Origin of the sequence: Sorangium sp. So ce176, assembly GCF_051519835.1 — a bacterium.
Classification (GTDB): Bacteria; Myxococcota_A; Polyangia; order Polyangiales; family Polyangiaceae; genus Sorangium; species Sorangium cellulosum_G.
The window spans coordinates 6,026,044-6,052,024 of sequence record NZ_CP150371.1; the positions used below are offsets into that span (position 1 = coordinate 6,026,044).

Genomic DNA, 25,981 nt, shown 5'->3' on the forward strand with positions numbered 1-25,981 from the left:
GGCCAGCAAGCTGATCGCCGGCGGCCGCCTCGTCCAGCGGCTTTGCGCACCTCCCGACCGCGGCGTCGAGGTCGATGAGCGCCGCGGATGCAACCGGGTCGGGCCGACAGGATCAGCGTTCGCCCCGAGGCGCCGAGCGCCGCGCCGTCACCGGATCGAGAACGGATCCCGGTCGCGCGCGCTGATGTCGACGCGGAGCGACGGCAGCCCGGCGCGGAGGCGGTCGGCGAGGCGCCTCAGCGCGGCGCGCTCGCTGTTCGAGTGCAGCGCGCACACAACGGTGACGCCCGCGCTCGCGGCGCGCAGGGCGTCGTGGTGGCGCAGCTCGCCGGTCAGGTAGAGGTCGGCGCCCTGCGCGATCGCCTCGCCGAGGAGCGCGCCGCCCGCGCCGGCGCACGTGGCCGCGCGGGAGACGACGCGCTGCTCGGGGCCGGCCACGAGCAGCGCGTCGACCCCGAGGCGCTCCTTGATCCGGCCGAGCAGCTCGCCCACCGGCGTCGCGCTGGCGAGCGCCCCGATCCGGCCGATGCCAGCCCGCAGCGGCTCGACGGCGAGCTCGACGAGATCGAACGCCACCTCCTCGTACGGGTGCGCGGCGCGCATGGCCTGCAGCACCGCCTCGGTCCTGTCGCGGGGAAAGACCATCTCCAGCCGCACCTCGGTGACGCGCTCGAGCCGGCCCTTCTCGCCGACGGTGGGGTTCGTCCCTTCCTCGCCGAGGAACGTGCCCGTCCCGATCGTCCGGAAGCTGCAGCGGGAGTACCGGCCGATCCGACCCGCGCCCGCCTCGGCCAGGGCGTCGGCGACGGCGTCGACGTGATCCTCCGGGACGAAGACGACGAGCTTGTGCTGCCATGCCGTCGACGTCGCCCGCCGGAGCGGCGCGCGGTCCTCGGAGATCCCGAGCGCGTCGGCGAGGACGTCGTTGGTGCCGCCCTCGGCGACGTCGAGCGCTGTGTGGGGCGAGTACAGCGCGATGCCGTCGCGGATCGCCGCGAAGAGGGGGCTCGGCGCGACGACGCGCTTCACGGCCTCGAACAGCGGCGGATGGTAGGCGACGACGAGATCGCAGCCGAGATCGCGCGCTTCCCGGGCGACCTCGGGGGTGTAATCGATGGTGAGGAGCGCCGACGACGAGGGCCGCCCCGGGTCGCCCGCGAGCAGGCCGACGTTGTCCCAGGGCTCGGCGAACCGGAGCGGGGCGATCGACTCGAGCGCGGCGAGGACGTCTCTCAGGAGGGTCATGAGCGCCTCTATACCAGCGGCGACGGCGGAGCGGAGCGCGACAGGAGACGCCCTCTGCCGGCGACGTCGGGCGGTTCCCGGTGGAGATCGGTTGGAGCAGACGCCGTGCACCCGAATGACCAGCCCGCCGGAACGGCCGTGTCGCTGAGGCCCCCTCCTCGGCGCCGCGAGCTCCGCGCGCCGCCGGTCGGCCGAGGCCCCGCCGCCGGTCGGCCGAGGCCCCCTCGAGGCCCGGAGAAGCGATGGGCGACAGGCCGCATGACAGGCGCCGACGGCCCCACACGGCACCAGAAGACCTACACAGTCCCCGCAGCCCACGTGGCGCCATAAGCGCACACACCGCCAGCGCACCTACACGGCACCAGAAGCCCACACGCCGCCAGCGACCCCGGCACGGGCCGGCAGACGCGCACGATCGCCAGCGTCCTCGCGCGAGGACTACCATCGTCCCCCTCGACCACCGCTCGCCACCATCGTGGCCAGATCGCGCACACACGATATCCTCCAACACCGCTCGAGCGACCGAGCACAAGGGCTCATGCACCCAGCGTTGTTGACGCAGGGGTGGTGGTTTGATGTCCATTCAGGATCTCTCGCGATCCACGCCAATCGCGCAAACATGAGGCCTGATTGGACTCCCCGGCCGCTCTCGGATGATTCTTCCACCGGGACAGGCGAGATCGCCGCAACAAGCCAGTGGTCGAGATCTTGCTCTGAAGCCCAAGGCTCGCTCGCGAGCGTGCTTGAACGGCAACCGCAGCGTGACGGTCGCGAGCGACGGTCACGCGGTCGACGATCGACTCAGCCGTCAAGTTGCATCAGCAGCGGAGAGGCTGGCCGCGCCTGCGGCCTCTCCTTGGCAGCGCCCCGTCGCGCCGCGCTCACGCCCTGAGGGGGGATGAGCGGCGCCCTCCGACATGAGGAGGACGGGCGCATCGACCGAGCTTGGAAAGGAAGACACCATGCAGCGCTTCAAGTCCTACGTGTCCGCGGTTGCCCTCACAGCGTTCGCGCTCGCGTCCGGCTGCCTGCGCATCGGCCCTGGTGACGACGGCGCCGGGCCGACCCCCACCGCCTCGGGAACGCTGACCGTCGCCGTCGCCAACGGCGAGGCCCGGTACATGCTTGAGCTGGAGGACGGGACGTACGTGCGCCTGAACCTGGACTCCATCACGGAGGCGCCAGGGGCCGACCCGACCGACTGGCGCACGGCCAGCGGCTCGCCTGTCGACGTGTTCGGCGTCGAGGACGGCGACGGCAGCATCGACGTCGACATGATGCGGGCGGCCGAGGGCATCGGCACGCTGACGAGCGCTGTCGTCACGACCGGGACCAAGCGCGTCCTGGCGCTGCGCGTGCAGTTCGACGGCGGCCAGACGCTCGGCACCGAGCAGGAGATCCGGAACTCCCTCGACGGCGCCGCGACCCACCTGGCGGGCTCTTCCTTTGGAAAGATGAAGCTCGAGTACGACGTCGCCGGCCCGTTCAACATCAGCTTCGGCAAGTGCGACGACTACAACCGGTGGCAGAACGAGGCGCAAGCCGCGGCGCGGAACGCCGGCTTCGACCTCACCAAGTACCAGCACTTCATGATCTTCGGCAAGATGGACTGCGGGTATGCCGGCATGGGCGCGCAGCCCGGCAAGACCACCTGGCTCGCCGGCCTCTGGCCCGAGGTCGTCGTGCACGAGCTCGGCCACAACTTCGGCCTGTGGCACGCCTCCTCGCGGACGTGCCGCAGCGGCGGGGCGACGGTGACCATGAGCAACGACTGTACCTTCGACGAGTACGGCGACCCGTTCGACCCGATGGGCAACGGCGGGAAACAGCACTACAACGCCAACTACAAGGCGAACCTGGGGTGGCTCCCGTCGACGCAGATCGTGACGGTCAGCGCGGATGGGACGTACACGCTCGCCCCGATCACCGAGCCGAGCGCCGGGACGCAGCTCCTCCGCATCAAGGGGCCGAACGACGTCATGTACCAGATCGAGTTCCGCCAGGCGTCGCCAACGAACGTCGTCGACTCGCGCAATCTCTCCACGAAGGGCGTCCTCGTCCACGCGTTCTTCACCCAGTCGAGGGAGAGCGGCCGGGCGCACCTCCTCGACATGATCCCGGGCGGCAACTTCAGGGACGCGCCGCTCGCCGTCGGCGCTTCCCACCAGCTCTTCGGGACGAACGCGACGCTGAAGGTCGTCTCGGTGTCGGCCACAGGCGCGCAGGTCCAGGTCACGGGCCTGGGCGGCAGCGGCGGCGACACCGGCGGCGACACCGGCGGTGATACCGGGGGAGACACCGGCGGTGACACAGGCGGCACCGGCCAGAGCCTGACGGCCCTCCATTCGGGGAAGTGCATGAGCGTCGACGCGGCGAGCCTGAACAACGGCGCCATCCTCACCCAGCGGCCGTGCACCGGGGCGGGCGACCAGCAGTGGCAGGTCGAGACCATCAGCGGCACCACGGCGATCGTGAAGAACGTGAACAGCGGAAAGTGCCTCGACGTGCAGGGGTCCAGCCGGAACAACTCGGCGAACATCACGCAGTGGGACTGCGACGCCAGCAAGAACAGCCAGAAGTGGGAGCTCGTCGATCGCGGCAACGGCGCCATCTCGCTGCGCTCGGTCAACAGCGGAAAGTGCGTGGACGTCAACGGGGCCAGCACCGCCGACGGCAGCAGGTTCATCCAGTACACGTGCCACACCGGGACGAACCAGCAGTTCCGGCGGCAGTAGTCGCCGTCGTCCGACGAACGTCGCGCTCGGCCCGAGCCAGGGGCTCTCCCTGGCTCGACGGCGCCGAGCTCCGCCGGCCTCCCGTCGAGGCGTTGCGCGGCGCAGGGGGATCGATGAACCTCCGTCCGATGAACCGCCTCGCTCCGGGGCTCGGGGCCGCCGCGGCGTTCGTCGCGCTCTCCGCCTCGACCCCCGCGCTCGCCAACGGCCGTTATCCCGCCGCCGGGCAGATCCTCGTCGACCCCTCCGATCCCGATCACATCGTCGTGCGCGCGACGTACGGCGTGCTCACCACGCGCGACGGCGGCGCGCGCTGGTCGTGGATCTGCGAGGCGGCCATCGGCTACAGCGGCTTCGAGGATCCCATGATGGTCGTCACCGGCGACGGATCCATCCTCGCCGGGCTCTTCGACGGGCTCAGCGCGACGCACGACGACGGCTGCCAGTGGGCGCTCGCGGAGGGTGGGCTCGCGCAGCGCTACGTCGTCGACCTGTCGATCGACCGCGCGGCCCCCGCGGGCGCCCTCCTGCTCGTCTCGAGCGTCATGGGAGACGACGCGATATTGAGTCAGGTCTGGGAGTCGAAGGACGACGGAAGGACCTGGACCCAGGCCGGCGCCGACCTCCCGAGCACGTTCCTCGGCGTGACCCTGGACAGCGCGCCGAGCGATCCGCGGCGCATCTACGTGAGCGGGCGCTGGAACGGCCCCACGTTCCAGGGGATCGTCAGGCGCTCGGACGATCGCGGCGCGACCTGGGAGGACTTCGACGTGCCGGGCAGCGACGATCGCAACCTGCCGTACCTCGGCGCCGTGGATCCTGTCGATCCCGACATCGTGTATGTGCGCCGCGACGGTGACGGCGCGGACGCCCTCCTGGTCTCGAACGACGGGGGCGCCACCTGGCGAGAGGTGTTCCAGGCGACGAGCCTCCTCGGACTGGCCCTCTCGCCCGACGGGACGAAGATCGCCGCGGGCAGCGACATGGACGGCCTGTGGATCGCCCCGACGGCGACCCTCGAGTTCACCCGGATAGGGGATCTCGGCGTCCGCTGCCTGACGTGGACCGCACAGGGCCTCTTCGCCTGCGCCGACGAGGCCCTGGACGGCTTCACCGCGGGGGTCTCCACGGATGAAGGCAAGACGTTCTCGCCGCTGATGACGCTCGATCGGCTCTGCGGCCCGCCGCCGGCCTGCGGGGGCGAGAGCTCGACAGGCGAGACCTGCCCGGCGCTGTGGCCGGCCACGGCGCGCTTCGTCGGCGCGGCGGGCCGCTGCGGTGCAGGCGTGCCGAGCGGGGCCGCGGCCGGGAGCGGGACGAGCGCCGGCGGCGGCGAGGCGGGCGGCGCCGCGGCGGGCGGAGCCGAGCCGAGCGCAGGCGGCGGCTGCTCCTGCGAGGCCGCGGGCGGAGGGCGCGCCGGCGCGTTCCTGAGCTGCATGCTCGCGGCCGGCGGCGCGCTCCTGCGCGCGCGTCGGCGCGGGCGGAGCCGCCGGTGAGCCGCGGCGTCGGCGCGACGGCCCCGGGCGGGCGCGTGTCCCTCTGCCTGCGGTGCCAGCGCGCGGTCAGCGCCTCAGGAACGCGAGCGCGTCCCGGATCCCCGCGCCGGGCACCCGCACGCGCACGTCGACGCGCGCCGCGCCGGATCCGAGCACCTCGGAGGTGATCGCGAGCAGCATCGCTGTCTCGCCGCGCGCGGGCAGCGCCCTGAGCCCGCCGAGCGCCTCAGCGGCTTCGTCCAGCGCCTCGGGCGAGTCTCCGCCCGCCGCGAGCATCGTCCAGCCCGCCAGCGAGAAGAGCCCGCCGGCGAGCGTCCCGCGCTGCCGCAGCGCCTCCAGGCCGGGCGCCGCCCCGAGCGTGCGCTCGTCGAGCCCTGGATCCACCGCGATGCGCAGCCGGTCCACCACGGCGGCGCCGTCCTCGCCGACCCCGATCCACGTCCGCTGGCCGGCGGGCACCACGTAGAGGTGGCTCGTGTGCGCGGGCGGCGCGTCCTTCGTGAGCGGCCTGGAGCGCAGCTCGACGTGCAGCGTCCCCGCGGGCAGCGCGGCGGGCGCGCGGACGACAACGAGATCGGTGGTCTGCTTGTCGTCGTCGTCCTTGCTCGCGTCGCCCTTCCGCGGGCCGCCGGGCGCCCCCGCGCCCTGGGCGCCGTTGCCCGCGGCCGTCGCGCTCGCCTTCTTCCTGTCCAGCTCCTCGCCGATCTGGATGAGCTCCTTCACGCCGGCGATCCACGGCTGCGCCGGCTCCTCGACCGCGACGAGGAACCAGCTCTGCAGCGCGCGGCGCGCCGCCTTTTGCGAGCGCGCCGCGCGCTTGCCGCCCTTGTAGTCCGCGAGCGCCTTCTCCGCCGCGGCGCGATCGCCGCCCGAGCCGATCACCAGGGGGCCTCCCGTGAAGGTCAGCGCGCCGAGGCGCTCGATGAACCGAGCGAGCCCCGACGCGTCGTAGCCCTCGCCGGCCATGTCGTCGCGCAGGTCCTGGAAGAACGCCTCGCGCAGCGGCGTGAGCTCCTCGCGCGACGCGCCCTGGGTGTAGAAGGCGAGCGCCGTGTCGCGCGGGAGCCGGAAGAAGGCCGGCGGGGTGGCGGCGTCCTGCGCCGCGACAGGCGCCGCGGCCAGCGCGAGGGGCGAGCGCCGGCTCGTGAGGCGGATGCCGAGGCCGACATCGATGTCCGGGGGGGCCCACGTGAGGTCGACGCTGACGCTCTCGAGATCTCGGAACAACGCCTCGTCGAAGCCCTGGCCCAGCTTCCCGGAGGGGCTGTCGGCGTCCTCCCCGGGCATGTCCTCCATGGCCTCGACGACGGCTCGCCCCGGGATCTCGATCCGCGCGTCCACCTCGAGCGGCTCCCGGCCAACGACCTGAACGAGGTACGGCGCGGCGGCCTCGAGATCCCCGGCGTCGTCGGCGCAGATCAGGCGCGCGCTGCCGCGTCGATCGCCGGGCTCGAAGGCGCAGACCCGGGGCAGCGCCCGGTCGTCGGGATCCTCTGCGCGCACGCCCTTCACGCGCAGCATGCCCCGGTGCTCCTCGAGCACGAAGCGGTCCTGCAGGCGCGACATCTCCCGCTCCGGGACCGACAGAGAGGCCACGATGCGCGCGCCCGTGGCCCTGCCGAACACGGCGAGATCGAGCGGCTTGCCCAGGTCGACCACATCGGCGAGCGCCGGGCCCAGCGCGTTCTCGAGCAGCGCCTCGGGCCCCGCGCCGAGCAGGAACAGGCCGAACGGCGTGCCCACCAGGTGCTGCGTGACGTCGCCCCAGGTCCGCTGCGCGTCGGCGATCCGCACCACCGAGGAGAGCCCTGCCGGCGCGGGCGCGGGCCGCGCGTCCGCGGGCGGCGCCGCCGCGCGGGCGGGCTCGGCGCCCGCCGATCGCGCCGCCGGAGGCAGCGGCGCGGCGGGGTCGCGCCGGGGGGATGGCGCGCCAGCGCACGCGGCGGAGAGGACGATCGGGAGGAGGAGGACGCGCTTCATGGAGCGCCGATCGTCGCGCCCGGACGGCGCCGCTGGCAAGCGGCCCGCAGGATCGGCCCCCCGGGTTGTCGCCAGCCTCGGTTTGTTGGCCGCTCCGGCCGCCTCGACGGACACTGGCGAGACGGTCGCCATGAAGAAGTGGAGCTTTCTATCCCTGGGCCGCAGCTACGAGATCACGGATTATGGCCCAAGGGTCGGGATCGAGGTCACACGGAACGGCTACACGGTGTGGACCGGCTACCGTGACGGAGCGCGGCTCGTGACGGACACGAGCACCCTGCCCGCGCGCGAGCTCCTGGCGCTCCGCGAGGAGATCCTCCAGCGAGCGATGTCCCGGAGCGCCCCCTCGCAGGCCGAGGCCGGCCCGCGCCCGCGCCGGCCGCAGCGCGCGGTCGAGCAGCTCGACCTGCTCGGGGCGCCCCTCCTCGGCGGCTGCCACCGCTGAGCCGAGCGGCACGACGTGCGCCGGTGAGCGCGCTGCCGAGGGAGAGCTGAGCGGCGCTCGACAGGCAGCGTCCGGCGTTGCCGGTTGGCGACCACGCGGTAGCGCCCACCCCAACGCCACGCGCCGACAGCGCCCCGGCGGCCCCTTTCCCGCGCTCCAGCTCGAAATCCTTGACATCCGGGGCCAGATGCGGCAGCGCCACGCCGCCGCATCCACCCCACCCCGGAGCGCCTCGCCGCGCCACCTCGCCGCCGCGCCGCCGGCGCCTCCACGCCGCCCCGTCGCGCCGCGCCCCGGCCGTCCTCCGTCCTCCGTTCGCCGCCGACATCGGCGGAGTACCGCGACCCCGCGGAAACCTCTCCGACACGTCGCGCAGCCCACCAGCGGCGGCAAGATCCGACTAGAGTGCGCCGCCATGGCCAACCCGATCGACGTCGATCCTACCCGTCAGCGAGAAACCCCCGCCCAGCGAGACACGTCCGCCCAGCGCGAAGCCCCCGCCGCCTTCTTCCGCGGCAACCCGGCGCCCGACGCCCGCACCGGCATGCACCCGGTCGCGCTCCGGCGCGCCTTCGCGGACCACCTCCACTACTCGCGCGCCCGGGAATCGCTGAGCGCCACGCCGTTCGACAGGTACGTCGCCCTCGCCCTCTCGGTGCGCGACCGCCTCGTCGACCGGTGGACCAAGACCCAGCACACCTACTACGAAAAAGACGTCAAGCGCGGCTACTACCTCTCGGCGGAGTTCCTCCTCGGCCGAGCGCTCGTCGCCAACCTGCAGGCGCTCGACATCTACGACAGCTACAAGACCGTGCTCGCCGAGCTCGGCCTCAACCTCGACGACCTCGTCGAGCAGGAGCCCGACGCCGGGCTCGGCAACGGAGGCCTCGGGCGGCTCGCCGCCTGCTTCCTCGACTCGATGGCCACCATCGGGCTGCCCACCTACGGCTACGGCATCCGGTACGAGTTCGGCATCTTCGAGCAGGTCATCCGCGACGGCTACCAGGTCGAGCGCGCCGACGAGTGGCTCCGCTTCGGCAACCCGTGGGAGGTCGAGCGCCCCGAGCACGCCGTCCCGGTCTCGTTCGGCGGCTACACCGAGCGCGTCCCCGACAAGCGCGGCGGCTTCCGCGTCATCTGGCGCCCCTCCGAGCAGGTCGTCGGCGTCCCGTTCGACACGCCGATCGCGGGCTACCAGTCGAACACCGTGAACACGCTCCGCCTCTGGTCCGCCCGCGCGGGCGAGGAGTTCGACTTCGAGCTCTTCAACGCCGGCGACTACGTGCACGCCGTCCACGAGAAGAACCAGTCGGAGGTCATCTCGAAGGTCCTCTACCCGAACGACAACTTCGACAAGGGCAAGGAGCTGCGCCTCCGGCAGGAGTACTTCTTCGTCGCCTGCTCCATCGCCGACATCGTGAACCGCTACAACCGCGTCCACCCGGACTTCTCGCGCTTCGCCGAGAAGAACGCGATCCAGCTCAACGACACGCACCCCGCCATCGCCATCGCCGAGCTGATGCGCGTCCTCATCGACGACCACCTCGTGACCTGGGAGGACGCGTGGAAGCAGACGGTCGCGGCCTTCGGGTACACGAACCACACGCTGCTGCCCGAGGCGCTCGAGCGCTGGCCCGTCGCGCTCTTCGAGCGCCTCCTGCCGCGGCACCTCGAGATCATCTACGAGATCAACCGGCGCTTCCTGCGCGAGGTCATGGACGCCCACCCGCAAGACCACGAGCGCGTGGCGAGGATGTCGCTCATCGAGGAGGGGCACGAGCGCCACGTGCGCATGGCCCACCTCGCGGTCGTCGGCTCGCACTCGGTGAACGGCGTGGCCAAGCTCCACTCCGAGCTCGTCAAGCGCGACCTGCTCCGCGACTTCTACGACCTCTGGCCCGAGCGGTTCAACAACAAGACCAACGGCGTGACGTTCCGTCGCTGGCTGCTCGGCTGCAACCCCGCGCTCGCCGCGCTCGTCACCGAGAAGGTCGGCCCGCGCTGGGTGACGGAGTTCGAGCGCCTGCGCGAGCTCGAGCGCCACGTCGACGACCCGGAGTTCATCGAGCGGGTCGCCCGCGTGAAGCGCGAGAACAAGACGGCGCTCGCGAAGATCATCGCGCACGAGCTCGACATCCAGGTCGACCCCTCCTCGATCTTCGACGTCCAGATCAAGCGCCTCCACGAGTACAAGCGCCAGCTCCTCAACGCGCTCCACATCGTCGCGCTCTACCTGCGCCAGAAGCGCGGCGAGCAGGTCACGCCGCGGACCTTCATCTTCGGCGCCAAGGCGGCCCCCGGCTACCGGCAGGCGAAGCTCATCATCAAGTTCATCCACGCCGTCGCCTACGTCGTGAACGGCGACCGGCGCCACACCGGGCTGCGCGTCGTGTTCATGCCGAACTACCGCGTCTCGCTGGCCGAGCGCATCATCCCGGCCGCCGACGTCTCCGAGCAGATCTCGACCGCGGGCATGGAGGCGTCCGGCACCGGCAACATGAAGCTCGCGCTGAACGGCGCGCTCACCGTCGGCACGCTCGACGGCGCCAACATCGAGATCCGCGACGCGGTGGGCCCGGAGAACTTCTTCCTGTTCGGCCTGACCGCCGACGAGGTGATCGCGCGCCGCCACCAGCACTTCGAGGGGCGCGACGCCGTCGCGGCCGATCCGGAGCTCCGCGAGGTGATCGAGCTCATCTCGTCGGGCTTCTTCTCCCCGGAGTACCGCGAGCTCTTCCAGCCCCTGCTCGACCGGCTGCTCGGCCGGGACGAGTACATGATGCTCGCGGACTTCAAGGCCTACGCGGCCTGCCAGCGCGAGGTCGACGCGGCCTACGTCGACCGGAAGAGCTGGCTGCGCAAGTCGACGCTCAACATCGCCCGCGTGGGCGAGTTCTCCTCCGACCGCACGGTGCGCGAGTACGCGCGCGACATCTGGGGCCTCACGCCCGTCGATATCGACGTCGGCGCGGCCGTGTCGCTCGTGTGATCGCGCGGCCACGCGACCGCGTGGCCGCGCAACCAGGCCGTCCCCCGGCGCTCTGCCCGCCGGGGGGCGGCGCGCCTCGGCTGGCGGGCTCGGCCGCGTTTCCTGATGGACGCGGCCGGTCGCCAGCCGTCTCCCCTTCCCTGACCGTCGAAAACGGACGGAAAATCCCGCTCCGCGCGCGTGCAGAACACGCCCCGGCGGAGCATGCTTCCGGGGTGGGAGCCACCTTCGTCGGCCGCTCGCCAGGGCGGGGCTCTTGCTATCCTTCCCGACGGATTTATGCCGAACGATCCTGAGGAAAGAGAAGACAGGCAGGGCGACCTCGCGACGGAGCGGGAACGGAAGGTCGAGAAGGCCCGCCGTTACAAGGTCGTGTTCCACAACGACGACTACACGACGATGGAGTTCGTCGTGCTCGTCCTCATGAAGTTCTTCCACCGCACCGAGACGGAGGCCACGCACATCATGCTGAGCGTGCACCACCGCGGCCACGGGGTCGCGGGCGTGTACACCAAGGATGTCGCGGAGACCAAGGTCGCCCAAGTCCAGGACTTCGCCAAGGAGCACGGGATGCCCCTTCGGTTGACCGCCGAGCCGGAATGACCATGCGCATCAGCCCCGAAGTTGAGATCGCCTTTTCGCTCGCCACCCGGGAGGCCTCGCGCCGCCGGCACGAGTTCGTGACCATCGAGCACCTGCTCTATGCGCTGCTCTTCGACGAGGAGACGGCCGAGGTCCTCCGGCACGCGGGGGGCGACACCCCGCTGCTCAAGAAGAAGCTCGAGCGCTTCCTCGACGAGGAGATCGAGGCGCTGCCCGAGGACTCGGACACGAGCCCGACGCTCTCGCTCGGGTTCCAGCGCGTGGTCGGCCGCGCCGCGATGCACGTGCAGTCGTCGGGCAAGAAGGAGCTCAAGGGGGCGAACGTGCTCATCGCGATGTTCGCCGAGCGCGACTGCCCCGCCGTGACGATCCTCGGCGAGCAGGGCGTCAGCCGCTTCGACGTCGTGAACTACATCTCGCACGGCATCTCGAAGACGGGCCAGGACGACAGCCTCCGCGAGGAGTCGTCGCCGGACGAGGGCGGCGAGCCCGGCGGCTCGCAGCCGATCAAGGATCCGCTCGCCGCGTTCACGATGAACCTCAACAAGGAGGCCGCCGAGGGCCGCATCGATCCGCTGGTCGGCCGCGAGAACGAGGTCGCCCGCACGATCCAGGTGCTCGCCCGGCGGCGCAAGAACAACCCGCTGCTCATCGGCGACGCCGGCGTGGGCAAGACGGCGATCGTCGAGGGGCTCGCGCAGCAGATCGAGAAGAAGGACGTGCCCGCGCCGCTCAAGGACGCGACCGTCTACGCGCTCGACATGGGCGCGCTCCTCGCCGGCACGAAGTACCGCGGCGATTTCGAGAACCGGCTCAAGGCCGTGCTGCGCGCGCTCGAGAAGCAGCCGGGCTCGGTGCTCTTCATCGACGAGATCCACACGATCATCGGCGCCGGCGCCGCGAGCGGCGGGACGATGGACGCCTCGAACCTGCTCAAGCCCGCGCTCGCCTCAGGCCGCCTGCGCTGCATCGGCGCGACGACGTTCCAGGAGTACCGCGGGCACCTCGAGCGCGACAGCGCGCTCGCGCGGCGCTTCCAGCGCATCGAGGTGACGGAGCCCTCGGTCGACGAGACGACGCAGATCCTGAAGGGGCTGCAGAAGCGCTACGAGGAGTTCCACAAGATCACCTACACGGCCGAGGCGCTCGAGGCAGCGGCCAAGCTGTCCGCGCGCTACCTCCAGGATCGCCGGCTGCCCGACAAGGCGATCGACCTGCTCGACGAGGCCGGCGCGGCGGCGCGCCTCCGCCACGGGGACGGGTACAAGGTCGACACCGCGGACATCGAGCTCGTCATCGCCAAGATGGCGCAGATCCCGCCGCGCCAGGTGTCGACCTCGGACAAGACGCAGCTCAAGGATCTGGAGCAGTCGCTGCGCTCGGTGATCTTCGGCCAGGACGAGGCGGTGAAGCAGCTCGCGTCCGCGATCAAGCTGTCGCGCGCCGGGCTGCGCGCGGCGGAGAAGCCGATCGGCTCGTTCCTGTTCTCGGGGCCGACCGGCGTCGGCAAGACCGAGCTCGCCAAGCAGCTCGCGAGGGCGCTCGGCATCGGCTTCCTGCGGTTCGACATGAGCGAGTACCAGGAGCGGCACACCGTCTCCCGGCTCATCGGCGCGCCGCCCGGCTACGTCGGCTTCGATCGCGGCGGCCTGCTCACGGAGGCGGCGGCGAAGACGCCGCACGCGGTGCTCCTGCTCGACGAGATCGAGAAGGCGCACCCGGACGTGTTCCAGGTGCTGCTCCAGGTGATGGACCACGGCACGCTGACCGACAACAACGGCAAGAAGAGCGACTTCCGCCACATGGTGCTGATCATGACGAGCAACGTGGGCGCGCGGGAGCTCGCGCAGGCGCGGGTCGGCTTCGGCGAGCGGGGCACGGCGGGCGACGACGACAGGGCCTACAAGAACACGTTCAGCCCGGAGTTCAGGAACCGGCTGGACGCGCGCATCATGTTCCGGCCGCTCGATCCCTCGGTGATGGGGAGCATCGTCGACAAGTTCATCGGCGAGCTCGCGGCGATGCTCGCGGACCGATCGGTGACCGTCGACGTGACCGACAGGGCGCGGGCGGAGCTCGCGACGCGCGGGTACGATCCGGCGAACGGGGCGCGGCCGCTGGGGCGCGTCATCGAGAACGACATCAAGCGGCGGCTCGGGGATGAGCTGCTGTTCGGGGCCCTCGAGAACGGGGGCAACGTCACCATCGACTTCGAAGGGGACGACTTCACCTTCAAGTTCTCGTCCTCGGGCTCGGCGGCGAGCGGGGGAGACGCGGGGACGCAGAAGGCGAACGGGGCTGCGGTGGAGCCGGCGGCCGCTGGCTGATCCGGGGGCTGCGGAGCCAGCGGGGAGGGGGTGCCCGTGCGCGCGGGCGGCGGGGGCCCCTCCCACGAACTCGCGCCTTGTAGAGGGCTATTGCCGTACGTGCGGGGGAGTCGGTCCGGGAGGACGACGCTGCGATGCGGGCCGGCGCTCGGGTTCGTGGGGCCCTACCCCGCCGCCCGCGCGCACGGGCACCCCCTCCCCGCCGGCTCTCTCCAGGAGGAAGGGGCGGTTGCGCTGGGCGGTTCGGAGGCCGTCAGTTCAGCGAGTGCGGCATCGCCAGGGTGAAGGGGGCGATCTCGGCGTCGAAGGAGCGGCCGTCGGGGCGGTGCATCTGGTAGGTGCCGCGCATCGTGCCGCGCGGGGTCTCGAGCACACAGCCGCTCGTGTACTCGAAGTGCTCACCAGGCTTCAGCGAGGGCTGCTGGCCGACAACGCCGGGGCCGCGGACCTCCTCCACCTTCCCGGTGCCGTGCGTGATGATCCAGTGGCGCGTCCTGAGCTGCGCGGGCTCGGCGCCCTCGTTCGCGATACGCACGGTGTAGGCGAAGACGTAGCGATGCTCCGTCGGGGAGGACTGCGTGGGGACGTACACCGTCGAGACGGTGACCCGGATGCCCTGCGTGATGGCCGTCGACACAGCCACGCACTGCCACCGCTGCGCCGCGCGCACAAGGGCCCGGCCGCGACGGGTATGCCGGGAAGAGACGGCCGGGACCCCGGAGAGGCGGCGTTGACAGCCTCCGGGCTCATCCGCAGGTTTCGCCAACCTGGGGTCAACGAGCCGTGGAGGGAGCCGCCGTGGGCGAACAAGATTGTATCGGTGCTCGATGTGCTGAAGGCGAGCGGTTCGTCCCGATCGCGATCCTGCCGCCGGCGCGCGGCGAGAGGGCGGCGATGGTCCAGAACAGCGATGCCCCTGGCGGAGAGGGAGAAGGTCACGAGCCCGGGATCACGGCCATCGGGCCCGTGATGCCGGAGCGCAAGGTCCGCGAATGGGCCCTCGTGCTCCAGTCGAGCGAGCTCTGGCACGCCGTGAGGTACACCCCGGCAGGCTGGGTGCTCCTCGTGCGCGACCAGGACTACGACTTCGCCGCGACCTCGATCGATCGGTACGAGGCGGAGAACCGCGACTGGCCCCCGCGCCGGCCGCGCGAGCGCCCCCGCCACCCGCCGTCCATCGTCGCGGGGGTCGCGTTCGCCGCGCTCGCCCTCTTCTTCTTCCTCGTCACCGGCCCCGCGAGCGGCGGCGGGCGGCTGTTCCAGCGCGGCGCCTCGGTCGCCGATCTCGTCGTGGGTCCCGAGCCGTGGCGCGCCATCACCGCCCTCACGCTGCACGCCGACTCGGCCCACGTGATCGGCAACGTGATCTCCGGGACCGTGTTCGCGTCCGCCGTGCAGCGCCGCCTCGGGCCGGGCGGCACGGCGCTCGCCGTGGTCGCCTCGGGCGCGATCGGCAACTTCGCGAACGCGCTCTGGCACCAGAGCCTGGGCCACCACCACGCCTCGATCGGCGCCTCCACCGCGGTGTTCGGCGCCATCGGCCTGCTCGCCGCCACGCAGCTCATGCTCGACCGCGCGCACGACAGGGACAGCGGCGAGAAGCGCCACCTCATCCAGCTCGTCGCGCCGCTCGTCGGCGGCCTCGCCCTCCTCGGCGCCCTCGGCGCGAGCCCGCGCGCCGACCTCGGCGCGCACGCCTTCGGCCTGCTCAGCGGCGCCGCGATCGGCCTCGTCGCCGGCCTGTCGCTGCGCAAGCACCCCGCGCGGAGCCGCCCGCTCGTCCAGGTCGCGATGGGCGCTGTCGCGACGGGGATCGTCCTCGGCGCGTGGCAGCTCGCGCTCCGCGCCTGACCGCTCGCCCCCCGATCAACCGGCCGGCCAGATCCCCACCGTGCCGCCCACCCACGTCAGATCCCGGTTCTGATCGACCCCGAGCATCCTCCCGCGCGACAGCCGGGCGAGGTTGAGCACGAGCGAGAGCTCGGGCTCGTCCGGGGCGCGCAGGAACATCATCCGGACCTCGGCCTTCACCCCCTTTCCGTCGGGCATCACGAGCGCGGGCTCGTACGCGATCTTCTCCTGGAGCAGCCACCGCGATCGCTCGCCCTCCGGGATCGCGGCGATGTGCTCGGGGGTGACGTCGACCTTCACCCCGGAGCCCGCGAAGGAGAACAGCGGCTTGAGCACGTAGCGCTCGAGATCCGCGGGCACGCGCTCGATCGCGTCCAGCGTCCGCGCCCGCGGGACCGCGGGGTGATCGATGTGCGGCAGCGTGTACTTCGACCACGTCCAGTACCAGTTCGGGTGCGAGCACCACGTGACGTCGAGCGGCTCGTCGTACCGGAACGGGAGCTCGACCCGCTTCGCCTCGAGCTCGTCGAACACGACCCGGTTGTACAGGCGGCGGACCTGGACGAGCCGCCCGTCCACGCGGCGGAACAGCCGGTCCTTCTCCCGCACGAGCGACGTCGGGCAGACAGCGTCGACGCCGACGAGGAGCTTGTTCGCCACGAAGTCCGGGTACGTCTTCTGCTGCTCCGGATGCAGGTCGAGCAGCACCACCGACTCCTCCGGCTCGCCCGCGAGGATGGCGCGGCGCAGGTGCGCGACGACGTCGTCGCGGCTCCGCCCGCCGAAGCAGCACGACCAGGGCCGGTCGAGCCCCGGCATGCCGGCCAGCACCTCGGCCACGACCTCGGTCTGCACCAGCATGAGCGCGTAGAGCGACGGGAACGCCTGCAGCTCGACCACCTTGCCCTGGAGCCCGCCGTCCGGGCCGCGCACGATCGCGAAGTCCACCTGCGCGCAGTTGGGGAGCGCGTCCATCCCGGGGACGTCGAGGTGCGCGGGGATCGCGCGCTTCATCTGCGCGATGAGCGCGGGGCTCGAGATCTGCCGCACGATCTCGGTCGCGGAGCGCTCGAGGTCGTCGCGCAGCGCGGCCGGCAGGAACAGCGGCGTCTCCGCGACGCGGAACGGGATCGAGCACCCGAGCCGCCGCTCGAGGCGGCCCAGGTACTCCGCGTACGTCGACGGCCCGAAGGCGGCGTTGAACGCGCGCCGGAAGGTGGGTTCCATGAATTTTGGTGGTATCACGGCGGCGCGCGCGGCTGCACGACCACCGCGCCTCCGTCCGGAGCGCGGTAAGCGCCCCCGCAGGTCCGATCCGGCTTGAGGCTCCGGGCGTGGGGACTACAGTCGCCGCGAACCCTCGCCGAGGCCTGTCACGATGATGATCAAGCTCCGTTCCGCCATGGCACTGCCGCTCGTCGCCGCGCTCGCCGCGGCGTGCTCGAAGACCCCCGAGCCGACGGCCACGACAGCGCCCGAGCCGCCGTCGACCAGCAAGCCCGCCGCGCCCGCCCAGCCGGCGCCTACCCCGGCGGCGCCGGCCGCCGGCGCCGGCCAGCAAGCGGCCGGCGCAGAGCTCGCCTGGGACGCGCCCGCGAGCTTCGAGACCGCGCCGAACCCCAATGCGATGCGCAAGGCCACGTACAAGATCAAGCGCGCCGCGGGCGACACCGAGGACGCCGAGCTCAGCGTGAGCCAGGCGGGCGGCAGCGTGGACGCGAACATCACGCGCTGGATCGGCCAGTTCTCCGAGAAGAGCGGCGACACCCCCAAGCGCGAGCTCAAGGTCAACGACATCAAGGTCACTGTCGTCGAGGTGAAGGGGACGTTCGCCTCCGGGATGCCGGGCATGGGCACAGCGACCCCGAAGCCGAACTACGCGATGCTCGGCGCGATCGCCGAGACGCCCTCCGGCGAGCTCTGGTTCTTCAAGATGACCGGCCCCGAGAAGACGGTGACCGGGGCGCGCGCCGACTTCGACAAGCTCGTGAACAGCCTGCGCGTGAAGTGATCCGGCGCTGGGTCGCTCGCCGCGGGGCTGGGCGGCGCGCCGCTCAGAACGCCACGTCCTCCTCGAAGAACCGCGCGAACGCGGGTGGGAGCGCCGCGGCGCCCGGGGCGAGCGGCGGGCGCGCGCTCGAGAGCGTCTGCCAGAGGAGGATCGTCTCCCCCGGGTGCTCCCGGCCGATCTCGCGCAGCGCCGCGAGCGCCTTGCCGCTGTACGTGACCTCCCCCGGCACGCCGATCAGCCGCTCCACCTCGGGGATCGCGGCGATCGACGCGGGGGTCGGGGCGCCGTAGCCGGGGCCGATCGCGCGGTGCTCGATCGCGAAGCGGGCGGCCGGGAGCCGCCGCCGGGTGAAGCGCGGCGCGCGCCGGGCGAGCAGGCGCTTCATGCTCCCGATCTCGTACCGGACGACGGCGCGGTTCGACGCGATGCGCTCGGTGATGCGCACGCCGACGACAGTGGTCGGCCAGCCGAGCATCGCCGCGCCGAGCGCGAGCCCCGCCAGCGTCCCGCCCGTCCCCGAGGGGACGACGATGCGATCGGGCCGCGGCGCCTCGCCCCGCCGGACCTGCTCGGCGAGCTCGAGCATCGCGTCGACGTAGCCGAGGCACGGGAGCGCCGCCGACGCGCCGGGCAGGATGACATAGGGCCGCTCGGCGCGGCGCAGCGCCCGGAACGCCCGGAACGCGGTGGTCGCGTACCCGCCGCCGTGGATGAGCTCCGCGCCGCTCGCCGCGCTCGTGAGGAGCGCCCGCTGGCCGAAGCGGGTGATCGGCTGATCGAACAGGACCGCCGTGACGCCGAACCCGAGCGCCCGGCCGAAGAGCGCCGTGGCGGTGACCTGCGTCGACGCGAGGCCGCCCACCGTGACGAGCGTCCGCGCCCCGCGCCGCTCCGCGTCCGCGAGAAGGAACTCGAAGCGCCGCACCTTGTTGCCGCCGTAGAGCGGCGAGATCATGTCGTCGCGCTTGACCCAGACGCCGCCGCGGCCGAGGTAGCCCTCGATCGCCGAGCACGGCACGACCGGCGTCGGCGCGTGCGCGAGCGGGCGCCACGGGACCTGCCCAGCGAGCTCGGGCAGCTCCGCGAAGAGCGGCAGCTCCCTCGACGCGGGAAGGAAGCCCGGCGCTGCGCCGGAGGAGCCCGCCGCGCCGGGCGCGCCGGCGCCGGCCGCGCGCCCCCCCTCGCCTTCAGGCACGCGCCGCCGCCCCGTGCCCTGCCTGCGTGCCGCCGGGCCCCGCCTGCTCGCCGGCGTCGCCCGGGTCGTCCTCCGCGCCGGGGCCGAGCCGGCCGCCGCGCACGATCAGCGGATCGCTCAGGTACGTGTCCGTGAGCCGCTTCGGCCCGGCGAGCCCGACAAGCCGGAGCGGCAAGAGCAGCACCGCGAGCACCCACGACAGGAGGCCGAGCGCGAGCTTGCCCGCGTACGCCTCCGCGATGAGCGCGAGCTTGCGGCCCGCGGAAAGCGACGAGATCGGCACCTCGGTCAGGCCGATCCGCATGAGACGGAGCTCCGCGATCCGCACCGCGTGGCGGACCAGATCGGGCAGGCGCTTCAGCGCCGGGTGGTCCATGGGCAGGCGCTTCTTCATGAACGCCTCGAGCCGCGACACGCCCCAGAGCGACACAAGCGCGAGCCCGAGCAGCCGCCGCCGGAGCGCGGGCCTGCCCGCGATCGCCTTCCGCGTCTGCTGCTCGCCGAAGTCGACGTGGCGCTCCTCCTGCCGCACCCCGCGCTTCAGGATCGCGACGATCTCCGGCTCATCCACGGTGTCGATCATCGCGTAGAACGCCTGGAGCACGAGCCCCTCGCCGAGGGCCATCTCGAGCGCGACGTGCTCGGACCAGTCCCCGCCCATCAGCCCGGTCGCGAGGAAGCGCACGCTCCACGTCGCCTTGTCCGGCGGCGCGCCCAGGATCTCGAGGATGCGGAGGAAGTTGCCGACGTGCTGGAACTCCTCCACCGCCTGGCGCGCGAGGAAGCGCGCGGACTCCAGATCGGGCGCGTTGTAGAGCCAGTGGCCGATCTGGACGCCGGTGATCTCTCCGTAGAGGAACTGCTGGACGGCCCAGACGATGACGTCCTTGTCCTTGACGGGATCGAGCCTGGCGCCCTGGAAATCGAACGCCATCTCTTCGCGGGTCACCAGCATCGCTCGCCCTCCGGAGCGATGAATCTAGCCCAGGTCGCAGCCCCCCGCAGGCTCGAGGTGATGAGGCCGGCCCGGCGGCGCGGCCCCTGCTCGGCTCGCCCGGGCGGAGCCGGCGCCCCTCGTGGTATACGGCCGCGGCGGCTCATCATCGTGTCCGCCGACTTGAACATCAGGAGAAGCACCATGGCGCGCGTCCACAACTTCAACGCCGGCCCTGCCGGGCTCCCCCTTCCCGCCCTCGAGCGCGCGCAGCGCGAGCTCCTCGAATTCGAGGGGACGGGCATGTCCATCATGGAGCACAGCCACCGCGGCAAGGCGTTCCAGGCGGTGCACAACGAGGCGATCTCGCTGCTCCGCCAGCTCCTCGGCGTGCCGGACGACTACCACGTGCTGTTCATGCAGGGCGGCGCGGCCATGCAGTTCGCGCTCGTGCCGATGAACCTCCTGCCGCCCGGCAGGAGCGCCGATTACATCCTGACCGGCGGCTGGTCCGAGAAGGCGCTGGAGGAGGCGAAGCGCGTCGGGACCGCCCGCGTCGCCGGGAGCACCGCGGTCGACAAGCGCTACACCCGCATCCCGCACCAGGGCGAGCTCTCGCTCGACCCGGGCGCCGCCTACGTCCACATGACGACGAACAACACCCTGTTCGGGACTCAGTGGCACCGGCTCCCGGACACCGGCGACGTGCCGCTCGTCGCCGACATGTCCTCGGACATCCTGTGGCGCAAGATCGACATCTCCAGGTTTGCCCTGGTTTACGCCGGCGCCCAGAAGAACATCGGCCCGAGCGGCATCACGGTCGTGATCGCCCGCAAAGACATCGTTGACAGCGGACGAAAAGACATTCCTGTCATTTTCCGTTATGCCACTTACGCTGCCAACAACTCGCTCTACAACACACCTCCGACATTCGCAATCTACCTCATGCGCAACGTGCTCGCGTATACGCTCGAGATCGGTGGGCTCGAGGAGGTCGAACGGCGCAATCGCAAGAAGGGTGAGCTGCTGTACGAGACCCTGGACGCAAATCCGGAGGTTTTCCTGGCTCCGGTCGAGAAGGAGAGCCGCTCGTACATGAACGTGGTGTTCCGGCTTGCCAGTGAGGAGCTGGAAAAACGTTTCGTCGCGGAGGCTGCGAAGGAGGGTATGGTGGGGCTCGCCGGACACAGGTCGACCGGAGGTATCCGGGTCTCGATCTACAACGCAGTATCCGTCGAGTCGGTGGAACGCCTCACCGCGTTCATGAGGGACTTCGCCAAGAGGGCTTGACTCGCTGGGGAGCACGACATTCTCGGTATTCCAGGCTCGCCGCGGTTTCCGCCAAACCTCCTCGGCGAGCCTCCCCCTAATTCGTCGCATCCCAACCTTCAGCCCGCTTGACGTTGTTCCGCCCGGCACAACAGGCCCTCGCGGAAAGGGCCTGTCGGCCTTTCCGCAGCTTGGAAGGGGTCGGTGAACGCCGGCCCCGACCAGCGCCGGGAGGGGATGGCGAACGCTGAATCCCTGACCGATACGGTCGGGGGAGGCGTCGCCGTCCCTGACCGGCCCGGGGGGGCGGCCGTCGCCGTCTCTCCGGACTCGCAGGCCCCGGTCGGAGACCTGAATCGAGCGAGCCAACCGTAAGGAGAGGATGATGGCGAGCATGGATGATCGTGGGATGATTTCCAGGAGTGAGGAGGACCAGGAGGAGAACGGGGCCTCGCCGAGCGAGCCCCCGCCGTCGTCAGCGACGCAGAAGGCAGCCAACGAGCGGCAGCAGCGTGGGTTCGCCGCCATGGACGAGGAGCGTCAGCGCAAGATCGCCAGCAAGGGTGGGAAGGCAGCCCACGAGAAGGGCACGGCCCATGAGTTCACGCGCGATGAGGCCCGCGCCGCCGGCAAGAAGGGCGGTGAGGTCGTCAGCCAGAACCGCAAGCACATGGCCGAGATCGGCAGGCGGGGAGGCGAGCGCGTCAGCCAGGACCGGGCCCACATGGCGGAGATCGGCCGCAAGGGCGGCGAGGCCGTGAGCGGCGATCGCCAGCACATGGCGGAGATCGGCCGCCGTGGCGGCGAGTCGCGGGGGGATCAGCCGCGGGAGAACCCGTCGCGCTGACCCGGGGGGGAGGCGAGAGGCCCGGTGCCGAGGCGCCGGGCCGGCCTTCTGCATGCTTGCGGCGCCCACGACCCGGGGCTCCCGGTCGTGGCCGCAAGATGCCTTTTCCCCCAGAGCGACGCCGCTCCGCTGGAGGAGCAGCGCAGGAGATGGCGCGTCAGGCGGCGCGTCAGTTCGGCGCGATCGCGCCCAGCGAGACGTCGCTCGGCGTCTCCTTCGGACCGGGGATCCACTCCTCGTCAGGCTCCTCCCGCGGCAGGACGACCGGGGCGCCGTCGTAGCGCAGGCGCTTCCCGGGCCAGACGAAGCTGCGGAACACGTAGGCGAGGAGCGAGGGCTGGTCCAGGTTCGGGTGGATGAAGGGCGCCACGCGCCTCGCGTGCTCCGCGGGCAGGAGGCTCCAGTGCAGGCCGGGCTCCATGTGGTGGATGGAGTGGAAGCCGTTGTTGTACGTCCACCAGTTGACCAGCCGGCCGACGAAGTTGCGCGAGTGGTCGTACTCGCTGTGCTCGTCGCAGCCGTCGTGCTGGAGGTAGTTCATGGTCACGATCCCCCACGCGGCGTACTGGTGCGGGATCAGCACGTAGAGGATGAACTTCTTCCAGTCGAGCGCGAGCAGGATCCCCATCGCGCCGAGGAACACCGCCGACTCGAGGAGCATCTGCCTGAACCAGGGCGGGTTCCGCCGGTACATCGCCTTGAAGTAGCGCAGGTCGGCGGGCAGGATGTCCCGCACCACGCGGCTCATGAAGAGGAGCCCGTTCAGCAGGTTCCAGCGGTAGCGCACCTTCGTCGTCCGCATCACGTCGCGGCGCGACTGCGTGTACTTGTGGTGGCTGAGGTTATGGCCCGGCACGTAGGCGCTGACCGGATGACCATAGGTGAGCGTCAGCGCGATCTGGAAGGCGCGGTTCATCCATCGCCTCCGGAACACGGGGCAATGGACCGAGTTGTGGGTGGCGACCGCGCCGAGGAACGAGAACGCGCAGGTCATGACGAGGAGCGGAATCGCGAGCCAGAGCGCCCGCGGCGCAAAGGCCCACTGCACCGCCACGAGGGCGAAGTACGTCGCCACGAAGAGGAGCGTCTTGATATCGGCGCGGTACCGGAGCATGGCTGTTCTTCAAGGGTGAGAGGGCCTCGCGCGCCGGGCCGGCCGGCGGCGCAGGCGCGCTGGCCGATCCGGGCGGGCGCGGCGGCCCGTCATCATCTCGACGCCCTTCGTACCGCATTTCGCCACTGCGGGAAGCTCCAACTTGCATGCCGACGGGCGCTTCACGCGGCCCGTATCACGCCGGTGTTTCACGACGATGTCGCGCGCGCTCGGTGTGCGATCGCCTCTACGCACTCCCCGCCGTCGCGCCTGGCGCTGTCGCCGCGGCGCGGGTGCTCTGCGGAGTGCGGCGCGGCGGGGCGCACCGCCGCGCTCCGCCGCTCTCCGCCGCTTCTCACCGCGCTCCGCCCGCGCCTCCGGCGGGCGCGGCTCGCGCTTGACGACCTGGTCGCGAACCGCCAACGTGGCCGCGTGAGCTCATCCCCTCTCGGCTTCGATCCGAACGGTCCTGCGGCTGGCCACGGGGTTTACGGCCTGCCGCACGCCCCCGAGGACGCTCGGGTGGTCCTCATCCCGGTGCCCTGGGAGCCGACGGTGTCCTACCGGCGCGGCGCGGCCAGGGGGCCGGCGGCGATCCTGCGGGCGAGCCGCCAGGTCGACCTCTTCGACCTGCACACGGGCAGGCCGTACGAGCAGGGCATCGCGATGCTCGACGTCGACCCCGACATCGTCCGCTGGAACGCCGAGGCGTGCGCGGCGGCCGAGCCGGTGATCGCGGCGCTCGGGCAGGTCGCGGGCGATCGGGACCTCGAGGCGCGCCTCGCGGCCGTGAACGAGCTGTCGCGCCGGCTGAACGAGCGCGTGCGCGAGCTCGCCGCGGCGTGGATGGAGCGCGGCAAGCTCGTCGGGGTCGTCGGCGGCGACCACTCCGCCCCCTACGGCACGATCGCCGCGCACGCCGAGCGTTACCCCGGAATGGGCATCCTCCACGTCGACGCCCACGCCGATCTCCGCGACGCCTACGAGGGATTCACCGACTCCCACGCTTCGATCATGCACAACGTCGCTACCCGCTACCCGCAGATCCCGCGCATCGTGCAGGTCGGGCTGCGCGACATGAGCGAGGACGAGCTCAGGTTCATCCGCGCGTCGAACGGCCGCATCGTCGCCCACGTCGACGCCGCGATCGCCGATCGCCTCTTCGAGGGCGAGCCGTTCCACCTGATCGCCGACTCGATCGTCGAGGATCTCCCCGATGACGTCTACGTGACCTTCGACATCGACGGCCTCGATCCGACGCTGTGCCCGAGCACCGGGACGCCCGTGCCCGGAGGCCTCACGTTCCAGCAGGCCGTCGCGCTCATCGGCCGCATCCAGAAGAGCGGCCGCCGCATCGTGGGCTTCGATCTGAACGAGGTCGCGCCGAAAGACGACAAGGACGACTGGGACGGCAACGTCGGCGCGCGGGTGCTCTACAAGCTGATCGGCTTCGCCCTCCTCTCCCAGAATCGCTGACAGCGCGGCGGCCACCCGCTGCGGATACGGGCCCATCTCGACGTTTTCGGTGCTCGGCGTACTGGAGTACGCCTGCGCGCCGAAAACGCCGATCTGGACCCGTCTCCTGTGCGGGTGACCGCCGCGCGCAGGCGAGGGCGCAGCGGCGCGCTCAGATAAGCGCGCGGCGGTAGGTCTCGATGGAGAGGTGCACGTCGAGCGTGCCGGCCATCTCGCGGCAGGAGTGCATGCTCAGCATCGGCGCGCCGACGTCGACCGTCGCGATCCCGAGCGCCGCCGCGGTGATCGGGCCGATCGTGCTGCCGCACGGGAGATCGCTGCGCACGACGAAGCGCTGGGGGCAGAAGCCGACGTCGTTACACAGCGCCTCGAGCGCGGCCGCCGTCGCGCCGTCGGTGGCGTAGGACTGGTTCACGTTCGACTTGATCACGAGCCCGCGGTTGATCTGCGGGGCGTGGCGCGGCTCGTGCTGATCGGCGTAGTTCGGGTGCACAGCGTGGGCCATGTCCGCCGAGATGAGCAGCGAGCCCGCCATCGCCCGCGCGAACGCCTGGGGCTCGCGCGCCGGGTACGTGTCGACGATCCGCGCGAGAACGTCGCGGAGCACGCTGCCCGCCGCCCCCACGGCGCTCCGGCTGCCGCACTCCTCGTGGTCGTACAGCGCGATGACCCGCGTCGCCGCGCCAGGATCGCCCGCGCCGATCAGCGCCGCTGTCGCGGCGTGGCAGCTCGCGAGGTTGTCCAGCCGGGATGCAAAAATAAACTCGTCGGAGAGCCCGCCCAGCGACGCCTTGAGCGTGTCGTACAGGCAGAGATCGAAGCCGAGGACGGCGTCGCGCGGGGCGTCGACCACGCACGCGAGCAGCGCCTGGAGGTCCGCCTCCTTGCCGAGGCCGATCACGGGGACGAGGTGCTTCTGCGCGTTGAGCACGAGCCCCTCGGAGTTGACCCCGCGGCTCAGGTGGATGGCGAGGTTCGGCACGCGCGCGACCGGGCGGCCCAGATCGACGAGGTGGCGCTCGACCCGGCCCTCCCTGCGGATGTGGACCCGACCGGCCACGCTGAGGTCGCGATCGAGCCAGGTCGAGTACAGGACGCCGCCGTAGACCTCGACCCCGAGCTGCTGGTAGCCGCTGCGCGAGAGCTCGGCGTTCGGCTTCACCCGGAGGTTCGGCGAGTCGGTGTGGGCGCCGAGGATGCGGAAGCCGCCCCGCGCGGGGTGCTCGGCCCCGGCGACGAACGCGACGATCGTCGAGCCGCCCCGGATGACGTAGCGGCGATCGCCCGGCGCGAGCGTCCACGCGTCGCGCTCGCCGAGCTCCGAGAAGCCGGCCGCCGCGAGCCGCGAGGCGACCTCGCGGACGGCGTGGAACGGCGTCGGCGCGCGATCGATGAAGGCGCAGAGGTCGCGGGCGGCCGCGACGCCGCGCTCGCGCAGCGTCGACATCTCGTCCGCGCTCCGCGCGAAGCGCTCGCCAAGGTCGG

19 protein-coding genes are annotated in these 25,981 nt (G+C 71.7%); 11 read left to right on the forward strand and 8 right to left on the reverse strand.

From position 1 onward, the window contains the following. Window positions 1-147: 147 nt before the first annotated feature. Window positions 148-1,245, reverse strand: a complete 1,098-nt coding sequence (locus tag WMF42_RS22490) for a Nif3-like dinuclear metal center hexameric protein (RefSeq protein ID WP_437694193.1) — start codon at window positions 1,243-1,245, stop codon at window positions 148-150. A gap of 962 nt (window positions 1,246-2,207) precedes the next feature. Here WMF42_RS22490 and WMF42_RS22495 point away from each other — a divergent pair. Continuing rightward, window positions 2,208-3,980, forward strand: a complete 1,773-nt coding sequence (locus tag WMF42_RS22495) for an RICIN domain-containing protein (RefSeq protein ID WP_199694535.1) — start codon at window positions 2,208-2,210, stop codon at window positions 3,978-3,980. 128 nt (window positions 3,981-4,108) lie between these two features. Next, window positions 4,109-5,476, forward strand: coding sequence for a WD40/YVTN/BNR-like repeat-containing protein (locus WMF42_RS22500; protein ID WP_437694195.1), 1,368 nt, complete (start codon window positions 4,109-4,111; stop codon window positions 5,474-5,476). Between the two features lie 66 nt (window positions 5,477-5,542). On the opposite strand, the gene WMF42_RS22505 is transcribed toward WMF42_RS22500, so the two are convergent. Next, window positions 5,543-7,456, reverse strand: coding sequence for a hypothetical protein (locus tag WMF42_RS22505; protein WP_437684612.1), 1,914 nt, complete (start codon window positions 7,454-7,456; stop codon window positions 5,543-5,545). 130 nt (window positions 7,457-7,586) lie between these two features. Between WMF42_RS22505 and WMF42_RS22510 the strand changes: the two genes are divergently transcribed. The 4 genes from WMF42_RS22510 (at window position 7,587) to clpA (ending at window position 13,820) form a co-directional block, all read left to right on the forward strand. Then, the gene (locus WMF42_RS22510) at window positions 7,587-7,901 is read left to right on the forward strand and encodes a hypothetical protein (protein ID WP_061611424.1); all 315 of its coding nucleotides are present in this window, start codon (window positions 7,587-7,589) and stop codon (window positions 7,899-7,901) included. A gap of 415 nt (window positions 7,902-8,316) precedes the next feature. Then, window positions 8,317-10,890, forward strand: a complete 2,574-nt coding sequence (locus WMF42_RS22515) for a glycogen/starch/alpha-glucan phosphorylase (protein ID WP_437684613.1) — start codon at window positions 8,317-8,319, stop codon at window positions 10,888-10,890. A 279-nt stretch (window positions 10,891-11,169) separates the two neighbouring features. Beyond that, window positions 11,170-11,493, forward strand: a complete 324-nt coding sequence (gene clpS, locus WMF42_RS22520; RefSeq protein WP_020737250.1) for an ATP-dependent Clp protease adapter ClpS — start codon at window positions 11,170-11,172, stop codon at window positions 11,491-11,493. Continuing rightward, window positions 11,490-13,820 (forward strand): ATP-dependent Clp protease ATP-binding subunit ClpA, encoded by a 2,331-nt coding sequence (gene clpA, locus WMF42_RS22525; protein WP_437684615.1) that lies wholly within the window; start codon window positions 11,490-11,492, stop codon window positions 13,818-13,820. The genes clpS and clpA overlap by 4 nt, the downstream gene beginning before the upstream one ends. Window positions 13,821-14,073: 253 nt before the next feature. On the opposite strand, the gene apaG is transcribed toward clpA, so the two are convergent. Further along, complete coding sequence (apaG, locus tag WMF42_RS22530) at window positions 14,074-14,457, reverse strand: Co2+/Mg2+ efflux protein ApaG (protein ID WP_061611423.1); 384 nt, start codon at window positions 14,455-14,457, stop codon at window positions 14,074-14,076. A 161-nt stretch (window positions 14,458-14,618) separates the two neighbouring features. Between apaG and WMF42_RS22535 the strand changes: the two genes are divergently transcribed. After that, on the forward strand, window positions 14,619-15,671 hold the full coding sequence (locus tag WMF42_RS22535) for a rhomboid family intramembrane serine protease (protein ID WP_233562331.1): 1,053 nt from the start codon (window positions 14,619-14,621) through the stop codon (window positions 15,669-15,671). A 15-nt stretch (window positions 15,672-15,686) separates the two neighbouring features. On the opposite strand, the gene WMF42_RS22540 is transcribed toward WMF42_RS22535, so the two are convergent. Further along, on the reverse strand, window positions 15,687-16,898 hold the full coding sequence (locus WMF42_RS22540) for a hypothetical protein (RefSeq protein WP_061611414.1): 1,212 nt from the start codon (window positions 16,896-16,898) through the stop codon (window positions 15,687-15,689). 175 nt (window positions 16,899-17,073) lie between these two features. On the opposite strand from WMF42_RS22540, the gene WMF42_RS22545 reads away from it, so the two are divergent. Beyond that, window positions 17,074-17,682, forward strand: a complete 609-nt coding sequence (locus tag WMF42_RS22545) for a hypothetical protein (RefSeq protein WP_437684618.1) — start codon at window positions 17,074-17,076, stop codon at window positions 17,680-17,682. Between the two features lie 43 nt (window positions 17,683-17,725). On the opposite strand, the gene WMF42_RS22550 is transcribed toward WMF42_RS22545, so the two are convergent. Then, entirely contained in the window at window positions 17,726-18,877 is a 1,152-nt protein-coding gene (locus WMF42_RS22550) for a 1-aminocyclopropane-1-carboxylate deaminase/D-cysteine desulfhydrase (protein WP_437684619.1), read from the reverse strand. Then, complete coding sequence (locus tag WMF42_RS22555; RefSeq protein ID WP_437684621.1) at window positions 18,870-19,832, reverse strand: ferritin-like domain-containing protein; 963 nt, start codon at window positions 19,830-19,832, stop codon at window positions 18,870-18,872. The genes WMF42_RS22550 and WMF42_RS22555 overlap by 8 nt, the downstream gene beginning before the upstream one ends. 183 nt (window positions 19,833-20,015) lie before the next feature. Between WMF42_RS22555 and serC the strand changes: the two genes are divergently transcribed. Together serC and WMF42_RS22565 are read left to right on the forward strand one after the other, a co-directional pair. After that, a complete protein-coding gene (serC, locus tag WMF42_RS22560) occupies window positions 20,016-21,101 on the forward strand; it encodes a 3-phosphoserine/phosphohydroxythreonine transaminase (protein ID WP_061611411.1) in 1,086 nt (361 codons plus the stop codon). A 505-nt stretch (window positions 21,102-21,606) separates the two neighbouring features. After that, complete coding sequence (locus WMF42_RS22565) at window positions 21,607-21,927, forward strand: KGG domain-containing protein (RefSeq protein WP_061611421.1); 321 nt, start codon at window positions 21,607-21,609, stop codon at window positions 21,925-21,927. 169 nt (window positions 21,928-22,096) lie between these two features. On the opposite strand, the gene WMF42_RS22570 is transcribed toward WMF42_RS22565, so the two are convergent. Then, on the reverse strand, window positions 22,097-23,041 hold the full coding sequence (locus WMF42_RS22570) for a fatty acid desaturase family protein (protein ID WP_437684622.1): 945 nt from the start codon (window positions 23,039-23,041) through the stop codon (window positions 22,097-22,099). Between the two features lie 411 nt (window positions 23,042-23,452). Here WMF42_RS22570 and WMF42_RS22575 point away from each other — a divergent pair, with 411 nt between their 5' ends. Beyond that, on the forward strand, window positions 23,453-24,496 hold the full coding sequence (locus WMF42_RS22575) for an agmatinase family protein (RefSeq protein WP_061611420.1): 1,044 nt from the start codon (window positions 23,453-23,455) through the stop codon (window positions 24,494-24,496). 151 nt (window positions 24,497-24,647) lie between these two features. Here the strand turns inward: WMF42_RS22575 and WMF42_RS22580 are convergent, their stop codons facing one another. Further along, window positions 24,648-25,943 (reverse strand): M18 family aminopeptidase, encoded by a 1,296-nt coding sequence (locus WMF42_RS22580; protein ID WP_437694326.1) that lies wholly within the window; start codon window positions 25,941-25,943, stop codon window positions 24,648-24,650. Window positions 25,944-25,981: the final 38 nt, after the last annotated feature.